The sequence below is a fragment of the Pseudomonas sp. JZ114 genome (assembly GCF_051027705.1).
Lineage (GTDB): Bacteria > Pseudomonadota > Gammaproteobacteria > Pseudomonadales > Pseudomonadaceae > Chryseomonas > Chryseomonas luteola.
In genome coordinates this window covers 1485598-1499748 of the sequence record NZ_CP069256.1, presented here as the reverse complement: position 1 = coordinate 1499748, position 14151 = coordinate 1485598, and the positions used below count along the sequence as shown (strand labels likewise).

Annotated in this window: 16 protein-coding genes; 3 read left to right on the top strand and 13 right to left on the bottom strand. The window is 54.1% G+C overall.

The features are described 5' to 3' along the window. Positions 1-8: 8 nt before the first annotated feature. The 12 genes from murB to JQR90_RS06945 are packed head-to-tail and all read right to left on the bottom strand — an operon-like array spanning position 9 to position 10764. Positions 9-1034 (bottom strand): UDP-N-acetylmuramate dehydrogenase, encoded by a 1026-nt coding sequence (gene murB, locus JQR90_RS07000; RefSeq protein ID WP_010797722.1) that lies wholly within the window; start codon positions 1032-1034, stop codon positions 9-11. Continuing rightward, the gene (locus JQR90_RS06995) at positions 1015-1494 is read right to left on the bottom strand and encodes a low molecular weight protein-tyrosine-phosphatase (protein WP_010797721.1); all 480 of its coding nucleotides are present in this window, start codon (positions 1492-1494) and stop codon (positions 1015-1017) included. The genes murB and JQR90_RS06995 overlap by 20 nt, the downstream gene beginning before the upstream one ends. After that, positions 1494-2261, bottom strand: a complete 768-nt coding sequence (kdsB, locus tag JQR90_RS06990) for a 3-deoxy-manno-octulosonate cytidylyltransferase (RefSeq protein WP_010797720.1) — start codon at positions 2259-2261, stop codon at positions 1494-1496. Before kdsB ends, JQR90_RS06995 begins: the two co-directional genes overlap by 1 nt. Next, positions 2258-2443, bottom strand: coding sequence for a Trm112 family protein (locus tag JQR90_RS06985; protein WP_010797719.1), 186 nt, complete (start codon positions 2441-2443; stop codon positions 2258-2260). Before JQR90_RS06985 ends, kdsB begins: the two co-directional genes overlap by 4 nt. Positions 2444-2468: 25 nt before the next feature. Continuing rightward, entirely contained in the window at positions 2469-3467 is a 999-nt protein-coding gene (lpxK, locus tag JQR90_RS06980; protein ID WP_010797718.1) for a tetraacyldisaccharide 4'-kinase, read from the bottom strand. Continuing rightward, positions 3464-3904, bottom strand: coding sequence for an ExbD/TolR family protein (locus JQR90_RS06975; RefSeq protein ID WP_010797717.1), 441 nt, complete (start codon positions 3902-3904; stop codon positions 3464-3466). Before JQR90_RS06975 ends, lpxK begins: the two co-directional genes overlap by 4 nt. After that, positions 3901-4539, bottom strand: a complete 639-nt coding sequence (locus JQR90_RS06970; protein ID WP_019365918.1) for a MotA/TolQ/ExbB proton channel family protein — start codon at positions 4537-4539, stop codon at positions 3901-3903. The genes JQR90_RS06975 and JQR90_RS06970 overlap by 4 nt, the downstream gene beginning before the upstream one ends. Before the next feature lie 49 nt (positions 4540-4588). Further along, a complete protein-coding gene (locus JQR90_RS06965) occupies positions 4589-6820 on the bottom strand; it encodes a DNA internalization-related competence protein ComEC/Rec2 (RefSeq protein WP_010797715.1) in 2232 nt (743 codons plus the stop codon). 56 nt (positions 6821-6876) lie between these two features. Next, positions 6877-7560, bottom strand: a complete 684-nt coding sequence (gene lolD / locus JQR90_RS06960) for a lipoprotein-releasing ABC transporter ATP-binding protein LolD (RefSeq protein ID WP_010797714.1) — start codon at positions 7558-7560, stop codon at positions 6877-6879. Further along, positions 7553-8797, bottom strand: a complete 1245-nt coding sequence (locus tag JQR90_RS06955; RefSeq protein WP_037030123.1) for a lipoprotein-releasing ABC transporter permease subunit — start codon at positions 8795-8797, stop codon at positions 7553-7555. Before JQR90_RS06955 ends, lolD (JQR90_RS06960) begins: the two co-directional genes overlap by 8 nt. A gap of 34 nt (positions 8798-8831) precedes the next feature. Further along, positions 8832-9515: a lipoprotein-releasing ABC transporter ATP-binding protein LolD gene (gene lolD, locus JQR90_RS06950; protein WP_010797712.1), complete on the bottom strand. Its 684-nt coding sequence runs from the start codon at positions 9513-9515 to the stop codon at positions 8832-8834. Then, positions 9508-10764, bottom strand: coding sequence for a lipoprotein-releasing ABC transporter permease subunit (locus JQR90_RS06945; RefSeq protein ID WP_037030120.1), 1257 nt, complete (start codon positions 10762-10764; stop codon positions 9508-9510). The genes lolD (JQR90_RS06950) and JQR90_RS06945 overlap by 8 nt, the downstream gene beginning before the upstream one ends. A 241-nt stretch (positions 10765-11005) precedes the next feature. Here JQR90_RS06945 and JQR90_RS06940 point away from each other — a divergent pair, with 241 nt between their 5' ends. The 3 genes from JQR90_RS06940 to JQR90_RS06930 are packed head-to-tail and all read left to right on the top strand — an operon-like array spanning position 11006 to position 12614. Beyond that, on the top strand, positions 11006-11581 hold the full coding sequence (locus JQR90_RS06940) for a PilZ domain-containing protein (protein ID WP_010797710.1): 576 nt from the start codon (positions 11006-11008) through the stop codon (positions 11579-11581). Then, a complete protein-coding gene (locus tag JQR90_RS06935; RefSeq protein WP_010797709.1) occupies positions 11581-11874 on the top strand; it encodes a hypothetical protein in 294 nt (97 codons plus the stop codon). Before JQR90_RS06940 ends, JQR90_RS06935 begins: the two co-directional genes overlap by 1 nt. Then, entirely contained in the window at positions 11871-12614 is a 744-nt protein-coding gene (locus tag JQR90_RS06930; RefSeq protein WP_010797708.1) for a glycerophosphodiester phosphodiesterase, read from the top strand. The genes JQR90_RS06935 and JQR90_RS06930 overlap by 4 nt, the downstream gene beginning before the upstream one ends. Here the strand turns inward: JQR90_RS06930 and sthA are convergent. Beyond that, a complete protein-coding gene (gene sthA / locus JQR90_RS06925; RefSeq protein ID WP_010797707.1) occupies positions 12611-14005 on the bottom strand; it encodes a Si-specific NAD(P)(+) transhydrogenase in 1395 nt (464 codons plus the stop codon). The two genes, JQR90_RS06930 and sthA, sit on opposite strands and share 4 nt — an antisense overlap. Positions 14006-14151: the final 146 nt, after the last annotated feature.

The window sequence follows — 14151 nt, the reverse complement described above, 5'->3', positions numbered from 1 at the left end:
CGTTACCGCTAATTCAGCGCTCCGGGCTCCATCTCCAACAGGACAGAAAACCGACTCTCGATATCAGTGCGAATTTGCTGAGCAAGATCAAGAATATCCTTACCCGACGCTGCACCGTAATTAACCAGTACAAGCGCCTGCTGCGCATGAACGCCTGCGTCCCCTTCCCGAAAGCCCTTCCAGCCAGCCTTATCAATTAACCAACCCGCTGCAAGCTTTACCTGGTCATCCGTGACAGGGTAAACGACCAGATCGCTATAGCGCTCCTTAAGTCTTGTAGCCAATTGATTTGAAACCACAGGATTTTTGAAGAAACTGCCCGCATTGCCCAACATGGCAGGGTCAGGCAGTTTTTCCCGTCGAATACTAATAATGGCCTTGCTTACTGCCTGGGGAGACGGTTCATCAACGCCCTGTTCCACCAAGCGCTGGCGAACAGGACCGTAATCCAGACGCAAAGTACCGTGTCGATTTAGATTGAAACGAACCCGCAATATGACCCAACGGCCAGGCTCCTGCTTGAATCGGCTTTCTCGATACCCAAAACAGCACTCTTCAAGGGTAAACTCGCAAGTCTGGCCAGTTTTGCGATCCAATGCCGTTAAGCCATGAAACACATCCTTTAGCTCAACACCATAGGCACCGATATTCTGCATGGGAGAGGCGCCCACAGTACCCGGTATGAGACTCAGGTTCTCCAGCCCGCTCAGCCCCATACTCAATGAAGTCTCGACTAGCCCATGCCATGACTCGCCTGCCTCAGCCTCAACGATCACACGGCCTGAGGAGCCCTCCTCAAGAAGTCGGATCCCCTGACTACGCATGTGCAGCACCAGAGCCTGAACATCTTCCGTAAGCACCAGATTGCTGCCTCCGCCCAAGATATAGAGCGGCACATCCTGCTTGTCGGCAAACGCCATAGCCTCACGAACATCATTATCCGTGTAAGCCTCTGCATAGAAGCGTGCCCGCACATCGAAACCAAATGTATTAAAAGGTTTAAGACAAACCCACTCACGTACAGTAAGGCTCAAGTGGCCCCCTTACCTCATGCACAAGCGCTTCACATGCCTTTTCAAGCAAGTCAATAACATGCTTGAAGCCAGCAACTCCGCCAAAATAGGGATCCGGCACTTCATCCTGCTCAAGACCATAACGGCGAAGCAAAAGATCCACTTCAGCTGAAGCGTTGGAAGGACGAAGCCTGGACAAAAAGGCCATGTTCTCATGGTCCATCGCCAAGATAAGGTCAAATGAGCGAAAATCTTCAGCCGTAATCTGTCGAGCCCGCAGACCTGAAAGATCATATCCTCGCTTAGCACCTTCCTGGATCGAGCGAGGATCGGGGGCTTTACCGACATGCCAGTCGCCTGTTCCCGCCGAGTCGACAACAATACGGTCAAATAGGCCAGCCTTGACAAGCTTGTCGCGAAAGATGGCCTCGGCCGTAGGGGAGCGGCAAATGTTGCCCATGCAGACAAACAGAACACGCATTATTCGCCTCCCAAGACTCGGCGAACCCGCTCCAGATCTTCAGCTGTATCTACTCCGGCCTCTGGTGACTCAATGGCATCTGCTACATGGATACGCACGCCATGCCAAAGTGCACGTAGCTGCTCCAAGGCTTCAGCATTTTCAAGCCAGCATGCACCCCAGCGCACAAAGTCCTTCAGAAATGCTACTCGATAGGCATAGATACCGATATGACGTCGGTACGGCACGCTTGAGGGCAAGATATCGCGGCTTGTGACAAACGCATCACGCGCCCAAGGCATAGGCGCTCGACTAAATGACAAGGCCAGACCATTCTTGTCGCTGACAACCTTAACAACATTCGGGTTGAATAACGCGGCGATATCATGAATGGGCTCAGCCAAGGTGGCTATGCCCGCCTCGGAATGAGCGGCAAGATTCTGAGCAACCTGATCGATAATGGCAGGCGGAACAAGCGGCTCATCCCCCTGAACATTCACGATAATGGCATCGTCCGGGAGGCCAATAAGTTCGGCTACCTCTGCCAGCCTGTCCGTACCTGAAGCGTGATCAGTACGCGTCAGCAGCGCATGTGCACCGAAACGCTCGCAGGCTGCCATGATGTCGGAATGATCTGTAGCCACAACCACCTGACCGGCTGCGCTCTTACTCGCCTGTTCCCATACATGCTGAATCATGGGCTTGCCTGCAATATCCTGCAACGGCTTGCCGGGCAAACGGCTCGAAGCAAAACGCGCAGGAATGACTACGGTATAGGAGACAGTCATTTATCCAGACGCTCATCAACGCTGAGGACACGGGCTTCGCTTTCCAGCATGACCGGGATGCCATCCCGGATAGGATACGCAAGCCCTGCGGCCTTGCTAATCAACTCGGTCTTGTCTTCGCTTAGCTTGAGCGGACTTTTGGTAATAGGACAAGCCAGGATGTCGAGAAGCTTGAGATCCATAAGGAATCCTTGTTGGGTAAATAAGTTATTGAGCCTGTAACAGGTCTAGTCGTCTGTCCAGCCACGAAACAAAAGCTGCTGAAGGCTGAGCATCAACCGCAAGATACCACCAATCAGGAGCGGCAAAGGCTCTGCATTTGACGGCATCTTTCTCAGTCATTATCAATGGTAAAGCCGGCTGAAAGCGTAGTCGCTCAGAGGTATAAACTGCATGGTCGGCGAATGGGTGGGCAATGGGTCGCCACTGCAATGCTTCGAGCGTCTTGAAGAAGCGATCAGGATTACCAATCCCAGCCAGTGCGTGAACCTCCTGGCCAGGAGAAAAATAATTGAGAGGCCGGCGCTCACCTGATACTAGATTGATCAAGGCCGTTGGTTTCAATTGAACCGAGTAGCCATCTTCCGTATCGCTGGTGCCACCATTATAAAGAATGGCGTCAACGCTTAGCAGTCGCTCAATAGGCTCTCTAAGTGGCCCCGCCGGAAGACAGCGCTTGTTGCCAAAGCCCCTTGCCGCGTCAACCATGACAAGCTCAAGGTCACGTGCAAGCGCATAGTGTTGTAGACCGTCATCACTGAGGATGAGATCCAGCGACTCGGTTCGCAGCAACTCCTGAACCGCAGCAGGACGATTCGGAGCGATGACAAGCGGAACCCGGGTCCGTTGAACAATAAGCAAAGGCTCATCACCCGTTACCGCAGGCAGCTGCTCCGGCATTACCCGCCAGGGAAAATGTGGAGGTTTTGCACCATAGCCCCGGCTCACCACACCGACTCGCAATCCACGACCGCGGCAGTGCTCGATGAGCCAAAGGATCATCGGAGTTTTGCCCGTTCCACCTATTGTGAGGTTTCCCACGACCAGCACAGGAACAGGTGAAACGAAAACACCCTTGTCGCTCTCCAGAAAGCGCCTACGCTTTCGTCGAGCAACGTGACAATACAGGGCCTCCAAGGGTTTCAGTACATTCAGGGCCGGATGACCACGATACCAAGCCCTGAGAAGCCGTGAGGAAATACTCACTGTTTGTCTGCCTGAGCCTCAACCGTTGTGATGCGGATTCGTGAAAAGCCCAGCTTTCCAGCGGCATCCATTGCCGTCACCACTGATTGGTGAGGCGTGCGGCCATCAGCAGAGATGATCAGTGGCACGCTGTTATCCCCACCCGACTCACGCTGCAATGCAGTCATGAGCGAAGTCAGATCACCTTTAGCCAACGTTTGATCGTTCAGAGAAAAGACGCCGTCTGCTGAAATGCTGATTTCCAAGTCCTTGGCAGCTGCTTCGGCAGGTTCTGCACTTTGCGCCTCAGGCAGCTCCAGTTTCAACTGGCTCGGCTTGTTGAAAGTGGTGGTTACGACAAAGAACAGCAACAACACGAATACAACATCGATCAGTGATGTCAGGTTGACGTAGGCCTCGTCTCTAGCTGCCCCGCCTGATCTACGCCGAAACTTCACGCTTTGGTACCTTCCGTGACGAAGTCTACTTCACGATCACCCTGAACGACTTCAACCAGCTTGATGGACTCTTGTTCCATAGAGACAATCAGTTCATCGACACGACGCAGCAGGAAGCGATGGAAGAATACGGCAGGAATAGCCACGATCAGACCAGCCGCCGTGGTCAGCAAGGCCTTGGAAATACCGCCAGCCAGAACCGGAGCGTTGGCCAGACCGCTTTCCATGAAAGAGCTGAAGATCTCGATCATGCCAAACACCGTGCCTAGCAGTCCCATCAAGGGTGCCATGGCAGCAATCGTACCCAGGGTATTCAGATAGCGCTCCAGATCATGCACGATGCGGCTACCAGCCTCTTCAATGGCCTCTTTCATGACTTCACGGCCATGACGGGAATTGGCAAGCCCTGCAGCCATTACCTCACCCAAAGGCGAATTGGCGCGCAACTCCTTAAGCTTCTCGCTTGTGAGCGAATTATCTTGCAGCCACTTCCATACCTGAGCCAACAGTTGCGGCGGAACGACACGTGCACGGCGCAGTGTCCATAACCGCTCGGCTACGATAGCCATGCCTACAATAGAACTCAGAATAATTGGCAGCATCATCCAGCCGCCTGCTTTGACCAGTTCGAACACGCCCTGAACCCTTTCCTTAAAAGTGCGCAACTCTATCATGAAGCGCCAATTATTTTTCTTGCCAGAAATAACGCTTCTGACGAGCGCCTTGCGGCAAATCATGCTTACCGAGGGTAAATGATATTGCACCGTTCAAGGCTGTATCGTAAATCCGGACGCCATGACGTTCATAACGACTGATCACTTGTGCATGTGGATGGCCAAAGTTGTTGTGAATTCCCCTCGAGATCAAGGCATATTCAGGTTTTACCAGACTGACAAAACGCTCGCTCGAAGCCGTTCGACTGCCATGATGAGGTGCCAATAACCATTGAGCCCGTATATCCCGCCCAGATTCAACGAGGCGACGCTCGGCCTTTTCGTCTATATCACCGGTTAGCAAAAGGCGCTCGCCTGCTGCTTCTACCATCAGCACGCACGATGCAGCGTTTCCCTTCATCAAGGGGCTAGGCTGCCAGACAGTAAATAAGACTCCCTCCCACACCCAGCGCTGATTATCTTCGCAGGGTGTCGGATGCAAGCCAGGAGGAAGCCGCTTCACTTCCCCGCTCACCACCTTGTCCACCTTCAAGGCACTGAAAACAGCAGCGGCGCCTCCTGCATGATCTGCGTCCCCATGACTGACCAACATCATGTCTAGATGACTGACGCCTGTAGCTTTCAGGTTGGGGACTACCACCCTTTCGCCAGCATCATAGCTTCCGCTAAGCGGCCCGGCGTCGTATAGCATGGCGTGGCCTTTGGTCTGTATGAATACAGACAACCCCTGTCCGACGTCGAGCACGGTTACCTTTGCCAGTCCTGACGCTGGTCGGGTCACTGGCGGCCAGAACAACGGAATCAGCAGAAATACTGCCAAAGGCCTGACCGGCACCCCATCGGGAGCCAGCCATAGCAACACACCCAGCATGCCTAAAGCGACAGCCCACGCAGGCATCCATGCTCCCTGCCACGCAGGAACCAGTGCCGACACGTACCCGAGAAATGCGAATAAACCATCAAGGGTCGCGCCTGAACACCACAGTAGCAACTCGCCTAGGGGAGGAAGGATCAGAAGAAACACGGTACCCAGCAAGGCGGCTGGCACCACTAAAAAGTCTACCCAAGGCACGGCAACAAGGTTAGCGATCGGCCCCGACAGACTGACAGGCAGATCCAGAGCCAGTAAAACCGGCGCTAGCCCGACTGCCATCATCCATTGGGCCCGCCCCCAACTGCGCCAAGGATTCCATTGACCCAAACGGCCGCCAAAGATCCATATCAAGAGACCTACAGCGATAAAAGACAACCAAAAGCCTGCCGTAAGGCTTGCCAGCGGCTCAGCCACCAGCACAGCCGCCAAGGCAATACCTACCGGTATCCATGCCCCCAGGTGACGAAACCGTAATCGCCATAGTGTAATCAGCGCGATCATGACGCAGGCTCGTCTTACAGGAACGTCAAAGCCTGCCAGAAATCCGTATCCTACCGCCGATACAAGCGCAGACAGGCAAGCAACAGGAAACCACGGTATCCGGACAGGCCAGTAGCCCAGACGCGCCAATCCGGCGATCAGCGCAAATACAAATCCCGAAAGCAGCGTAATGTGCTGACCGGAAATAACCATCAGATGCGTGGTGCCTGTGGCCTGTAAAAGCTGCCAATCCTGAGTCGAAACGCCTGAGCCGTCGCCCAGAACCAATGCAGCCAGTCCACCGTTTCGCTGAAAGGCGTCAAGATGCAATAACCGCTGCCTTAATGCGTCTCGCCAGGCATCCAAGGTGGCCTGACGGGAAAGTCGTTGCCCTGCCTTAACGACACCGCTTGCACCGATTCGATGAGCCAGCATCCAGGCTTCGCCATCCATTCCCCGGAGATTGTGGAGCCCGCCCGGCTTTTGCAACTCTACAGCGAGACGCCATTGCTCACCTGATCGTACGGCTGGCGCATTTGACCAGGAGACTCGGATACGGCTTGGTAAAGCCCCTCGACGGCTCTGCGCATTTTCCAAAAGAAAACGCGTCGAACCTTCGCGCAACTCAGGAAGCCCTACAACTGTTCCCTCAAGCCAGACTATTCGTCCATCCAGACCATCATCCAGTCGCTCATCCAGCGCCCAATGAGCCGACAGGCAGGCCCAGCCAAAGCCTATCAAGAAGGCACCTGCCACGTAGACACGGGGCAGGAACATCAGACCGAATGCCACTATCAAGCAGGCAACAAGAACCTCTCGATCAGGCAATTCGGGTAGAAAGCGCAGCACCAATAGGCCTGCAATGAACGCAACGATCCCTGTGCGCATGACTCCGCTCCATCGAAGCCCAAGAACAACAACCCGGCATCCTGCCGGGTTCAACCTTATACGTCAGCCAATTGTCCGTCAGCTAATTTCAAACACCGATCCATCTGCGCTGCGAGCGCCAAATCATGCGTCACTATGAGGAAGGCTGTGCTCAGCGAGTCACTCAACTCAAGCATCAACTCTTGGATACTGTGTGCAGTATGCTGATCCAGATTGCCTGTAGGCTCGTCCAGCAAAACAACCTTGGGCTGATTGATAAGGGCCCTGGCTATCGCGACCCGCTGCCTTTCACCACCCGATAATTCAGCAGGCTTGTGACTCAACCGATGCCCCAGCCCCACCCGCTTAAGCAGTTGAGCGGCACGCTCCCGCGCCTCCGAGATCGGCGTAGCGCCAATAAGCAGCGGCATGCAGACGTTTTCCAATGCACTGAATTCCGGGAGCAAGTGATGAAACTGATAGACGAAGCCCATGGCACGATTGCGCAATAGACCGCGCGCTTTCTCACCCAGTCGGGAAAGCTCTTCGCCTGCCAACCAAACACCGCCCTGAGACGGTGTATCCAGGCCACCTAATAGGTTCAGTAATGTGGTTTTGCCTGAACCAGAGCTGCCTACAATGGAAATGCGCTCACCTGGCTGAAGGTCCAGATTGACCCCTGAAAGAACCTCGACGGTCTCAGGACCTTCGACATAGCGTTTGCCCAGATCAACGCAACGCAGCACGGCCTCGTTAATCATATCGCAATGCCTCGGCAGGCTCTGTGCGCGATGCACGCCAGGCAGGGTAAAGCGTAGCCAAAAAACTCATGCACAACGCGGCGCAACAGATTAGCGCTACATCTTCTAGCTGGAGCTCAGACGGGAGGTTGCTGATGAAGTACATGTCAGAGCCAAATATCTTATGCCCGACAATACGTTCAAGGGCTGAAATCCACTGGCTTACATTAAGCGCAGCAATAACACCCAGGACACCGCCAACAAGCGTGCCGATAACTCCAATTATGGTCCCTTGCACCATGAAAACAAACATGATCTGGCGAGGCGTAGCACCCAATGTACGCAAGATCGCAATATCTGCCTTCTTGTCGGCAACAACCATGATCAGCGTGGCGATGATGTTAAAGGCCGCTACCGCTACGATCAGTAGAAGCAGCAGACCAATCATGGTCTTTTCCATGTTCATTGCCTGGAACAGACTTCCCTGAGTACTGGTCCAGTCCTGCGCCTGATAACCCGGCCCCATGGCATTAGCTACTTGACGGGAATACTGTGGCGCCTTGAACAGATCATCGAATGCCAGACGAACGCTCTGAACGAGCCCTGGCTCCCATCCTTTCAATGGAGCGGCGTCCGCTACATTGATAAGCCCTAGGGAACCATCAAGCTCTGCACCGACCTTGAAGATACCTACCACAGTAAAGCGACGCATCCGTGGCGTGATGTTGCCTGCCGCAGAGGTTACCTCAGGGACGATAACGGTGACCTTGTCACCCATACCCAGCTGGAAGCGATGAGCTGTGATCTCGCCAATAACGATGCCAAACTCACCCGCCCTCAGGTTATCCAGCTGCCCTTGAACCATGCGATCACCGATGATCGAGACCTTGGGCTCCAGCTCAGGATCAATACCATCCACCAACAGCGGCTGCATGCGTCCGCGCTGGGATAGCATGCCCTGCAGCTGGGTATAAGGAACCGCAGCCAATACATGAGGCTGCTGCACCGCCTTGTCCGCTACGCTTTTCCAGTCCGAGAATGGCTGCTCTGCATTAATGGTTGCGTGAGGCACCATTCCCAGGATTCGGGTACGCATCTCCCGCTGAAAGCCGTTCATGACTGATAGCACCAGAATCATGGCCAATACGCCCAGCGTCAGCCCGATCATGGAGACCAGCGAGAAAAATGAGATAAACGATTTACGGCGCTTTGCCCGTGTATATCGCAATCCAATAAAAAGAGATAAAGGTCTGAACATTTCGCCTTACACTGTTTCAGGAGAAGAATGGCCGTCAGGCCGGAACCAGGCGGCCATCTTCCAGGCGCAGCGTACGATCCATCTGAGCGGCCAGCGACTGGTCGTGGGTTACTACAAGAAAGGACGTCCGCAAGGACGTTGAAAGCTCAAGCATCATTTGCTGAATTCCATGGGCCGTATGCTGATCCAGATTGCCTGTAGGCTCGTCCAGTAAAACCAGCTTGGGTTCATTGACCAATGCACGTGCGATGGCTACCCGCTGGCGCTCGCCTCCGGATAACTCAGCCGGCTTATGGCTTAGTCGATGTCCCAGCCCCACCCGCTCCAGCAATGCAGAAGCTTTCCTGCGGGCTTCAGCTATCGACATTCGACCGATAAGCAATGGCATGCAGACGTTTTCCAGTGCGCTGAACTCAGGGAGCAAGTGATGAAACTGATAAACGAAGCCCATGGCACGGTTACGCAACAGGCCGCGTGCCTTCTCATTGAGCGCCGAAAGCTCCTCCCCATCCAGCCATACACTGCCCTGACTTGGGGTGTCCAGTCCGCCCAACAGGTTCAGCAACGTAGTTTTTCCTGAACCGGAACTGCCTACGATCGAAACACGCTCTCCTGGAAGCAGCTCCAACTCTACGCCGGTCAGGACGTCGACCGTTTGCGGTCCCTCTTCGTAGCGCTTGCCCAGGTTCTGGCAACGCAGTACGGCTTTATCACTCATAACGCAACGCCTCGGCAGGCTGGGTGCGAGCAGCACTCCAGGAAGGGTACAGGGTGGCAAGGAAACTCAGCAGCAGCGAGGCACCACACACCCACAAGACATCATTGAGCTGCAACTGGGACGGCAAATAATTGATGAAATACACCTGAGCGTTCAGGAACTGATGTCCTGTCGTACGTTCCAGCCAAGCAATGAAGCCGCTGACATTAAGCGCAGCGACAACTCCCAAGGCGCAGCCAAGCAGGGTTCCGATTACGCCGATGAAAGTACCCTGAACCATGAAAACAAACATGATCTGGCGAGGCGTGGCACCCAACGTCCGTAAAATGGCAATGTCGGACGTCTTGTCAGTTACCACCATGACCAATGTCGAGATGATATTGAAGGCAGCTACCGCCACGATCAGAAGAAGGAGAAGGCCAATCATGGTCTTCTCCATACCGATGGCTTGATACAGGTTGCCATGGGTGCGAGTCCAATCACGTGCATAGAAGTCTTCGTTGTCACTTGCCAGCGACCGGACAATATCCCATGAGACTTGGGGTGCCTTGAACAGATCGTGCAGTTTCAGGCGGATGCCCTGGACCTGACTGGGCTGCCACCGCTGCAGGCGCGCCGCATCCTCAACATGGATCAGACCCACCGAACCATCCAGCTCTCCGGCCCCGACGCTAAAAATACCTACGACGGTAAGCCGCTTCATCCGGGGAAACATACCGGCAGGCGTCACGGCTACTTCCGGGGCGATATAAGTAACCTTATCACCCACTTTAACGCCCAGTTTCTGCGCAGCCAGCGTTCCGATAATAACGCCGAAACCGCCCGGTTTGAGATCCGTCAGCTTACCTTCACGCATGAAGTCACTGATGATCGAAACCTTCGGCTCCTCATCCGGATCAATGGCGTTGAGAAGTACGGTCTGAACGGCCTTGTCCTGGGTCAGCATGCCTTGCAGCTGGGTAAACGGCGCAACCGCGGCCACTTGAGGATTTTTTCTGGCTTGATCGGCAATAGTCCGCCAATCATTAATCGGCTGGTAGGACTCTACAGTGGCATGGGGAATCATCCCCAGGACGCGGTCGCGCATTTCACGGTCGAATCCATTCATGACCGAAAGCACTACGATCATGACCAGCACACCCAGCGCCAGCCCAACCATGGAGGTCAGGGAAATAAATGAAACGAAGTGATTTCTTCGCTTGGCACGCACATAACGCATGCCGATGTAGATAGGTAGTGGTCTAAACATATCCGGGCTTAAGCAGGAATGGGACGCAAGCGAGTCCTTATGGACAAGGGAAACGGCAAACAATACAGAACTGGCCGTTATAGTCCCAAGCTCGACTACACTCATATATGTAGCGTTCGCCACTTCAGGCGGAGCGAATCCCTGTTGCTTCACAGCCCTGACGAAGCGCCAGCTTACAGACTGGCAAGCCCCCATCAGCAGGCATTACACTCAACGCTTCGATCATCGCCGTGGGTTTACCATGACCGCACCAGACGCGGATGAACGCCGCGAATACTATCGCATCACAGACTCGATCGCACTGGAAATCACCCCACTTGCCGGGACAGAACAATCCGCCACGCCTAATGTGTCACCTTTGTTCGATCTGCTAAGTGAAATGCATCTTCTGGAGTTCGAATCACAGCACCTTTTGCGTAGCGTCAATGAGCGCGACCGCCCAATTGCCGCCTGTATAAAGCTGCTCAACAAGCGAATCGATTTACTGGGTCAGGCACTGACCTGGAATTTGATTCATGAAGTCGGAGAACCCAGACCTGTCGTGCTGTCCGAGGGTGGCATCAGCTTTCAACATTCAGAGGCGTTTTCACTGGGTAGCCAGCTAAGCCTGCGCATGATACTGATGCCTCAGGCACTGGGCCTTGAATTGAAAGCTGAAGTGATTCACTGCCAGCCGGCTACGCCAGACAGTTATGAGATAGGCACCAGCTTCGTAGACATCAGCGATGCACAACGTCAGCTGCTTGCTCGGCATATCTTCAAGAAGCAGGCCCATGAGCGCCGTACGCTCAGAGCACAGCCCAAGGGTGAGCAATAGTGAACTACTGGCTGAGTTTTTTACTGTTGCTCGGCCCAACAGCTGTTTTCGCCGATACGCTCTCGATCCCTATTAGTCGTCAAGGTGACACCCACACGGCCCTGCCCCAACCTGGGCAACTTCGCACCGAGGTGCTGAATCGATTTGGTTTGCCGGACGAAGAACATCCAGCCGTAGGTAAGCCGCCCATTACTCGCTGGGACTATCGCGACTTCAGCGTCTATTTTGAGAATAACCGTGTCATTGATGCGGTTCGTGACCATCAGCCACTTAATCGCAGGGAAACGCCATGACAGTCATCTACGGCCATCGAGGAGCCAAAGGCGAGGCCCCGGAAAACACGCTAGCCAGCTTTGAGCAGTGCCTGCAGGTGGGCGTAACCCGCTGCGAGCTGGACCTCCACCTGTCCAGTGATGGAGAATTGATGGTCATTCACGACCCTACCCTCAAGCGTACTACGGGACGTCGAGGTAAGGTTGCCGAGTTGCCTGCCGATACGCTGGTTACCTACGACGCACGCTTGGCAGGTCCCTCATGGCCTCGACCCTGCCCTATTCCACGCCTTGAGGATCTTTTCAAGCAAGTGGATTTCGAGCATTGGCAGCTTGAAGTCAAAAGCGCTTCACGCGTCCGGGCTGCACGCACCATCAAAGCCATCGATGAGCTGGCGAAACGTTTCAATCTCAGCGACCGTATTACGATAACGTCCAGCTCACGGGAAGTATTAAGGGCGCTTAACCGTGACACTCCCTGGCTTCAACGTGGGCTGGTGGCAGAATACGCCTGGCTGGATCCGCTGAAAGTGGCTGCTAACTACGGCTGCCATTTACTTGCGCTCAATTGGACGCTGTGCACCCCTGAGCGACTCTTGAAGGCCCAGCGCCAGGGCCTGCATGTATCGGTATGGACGGTAAATGAGCCCTCCTTGATGCGACGCCTAATCGACTTCGGTGCAGACAGTTTAATTACGGATTATCCAGCACTGGCCAGAACCGTGCTGGATGATCACAAACCACAGGCTAAGCCGGCTTAGAAAAGCCGGTTCAACCCATCAAAGGCAGCTACGCGGTACGCCTCAGCCATGGTGGGATAATTAAACGTCGTATTGATGAAGTACTTGATGTTATTGCCAGGACCTTTCTGGTTCATGATGGCTTGTCCGATGTGAAGAATCTCGGACGCCTGATCGCCAAAGCAGTGAACACCAAGGACTTCCAGAGTCTCGCGATGGAACAGGATTTTGAGCATGCCTACCGGCTCGCCTGAAATCTGCGCTCGCGCCATGCTTTTGAAGAACGCTTTGCCAACTTCGTAGGGTACTCTAGCCTGCGTCAAATCGCGCTCGTTTTTACCCAAAGAACTGATTTCGGGAATGGTATAAATTCCAGTAGGAATATCATCGACATAGCGCGCTGAATCATCATCCAGAATATTACCGGCAGCTGAACGACCTTGGTCAAACGCTGCACTGGCGAGGCTAGGCCAACCAATGACATCTCCAGCCGCCAGGATATTGGGGCAACTGGTGCGGTAATTCTCATCCACGTTAATTTGGCCGCGGCTGTTCACCTCGATACCAACATTCTCCAACGCCAGCTGGTCGGTATTGCCGGTGCGCCCGTTACACCACAGAAGCGCGTCAGCTCGCAGCTTCTTGCCTGACTTAAGGTGAAGAACGACCCCATGCTCCAGGCCTTCAATACGCTCATACTCTTCATTGTGACGAATGAGCACATTATTGGTGCGCAAGTGGTAGCTAAGCGCATCGGAGATTTCATCATCCAGGAAGCTCAGCAGCTGATCGCGCGTATCGATCAGATCGACGAGCACACCCAGGCCACTGAAGATGGAGGCGTATTCACACCCAATGACACCTGCTCCATAAATGATCAGGCGCCGTGGTGTATGGCTCAAGGTCAGGATGGTATCGCTGTCATAGACACGCGGGTGGGAGAAATCAACATCAGCTGGGCGGTAAGGACGCGAGCCCGTTGCAATAACCACCTGCTTGCCAACCAGTTGTTCGGTACCGCCATTGGGATTTATGACGTTGATCGTGTGCTCGTCGATAAAGCTTGCGGTTCCGAAGTACACATCGACCCGGTTACGAGCAAAATAGGATGTGTGTGAATTAACCTGCTTTCCAATGACGCGCTCAGCACTCTTGAGCACGTCAGGAAAGGAAAACCAGCGAGGCTCGCCAATCGTGCGGAACATCGGATTATTGTTGAAATGAATGATCTGCTTGACTGAGTTACGCAGAGCCTTTGACGGAATGGTGCCAAGGTGAATGCAATTTCCACCGATGACCTGGCGACTGTCCACGACCGCCACCTTGCGTCCGTGCTTGGCTGCATTGATTGCAGCCCCCTCGCCTGCCGGGCCCGATCCCAGCACCACTACGTCATAGTTATAGACAGCCATGATTACTCCTCGAAAAAACGAACCGATCGCTCATGAGCGTCGAGCACATCATCACCGGCTCTACGGCAACCCGATTTAAGCGATGATCTCTATATAGGTTACACCTATCCTCTCGTTGCGACCTTTCGTCACACTAGAAAATCTTT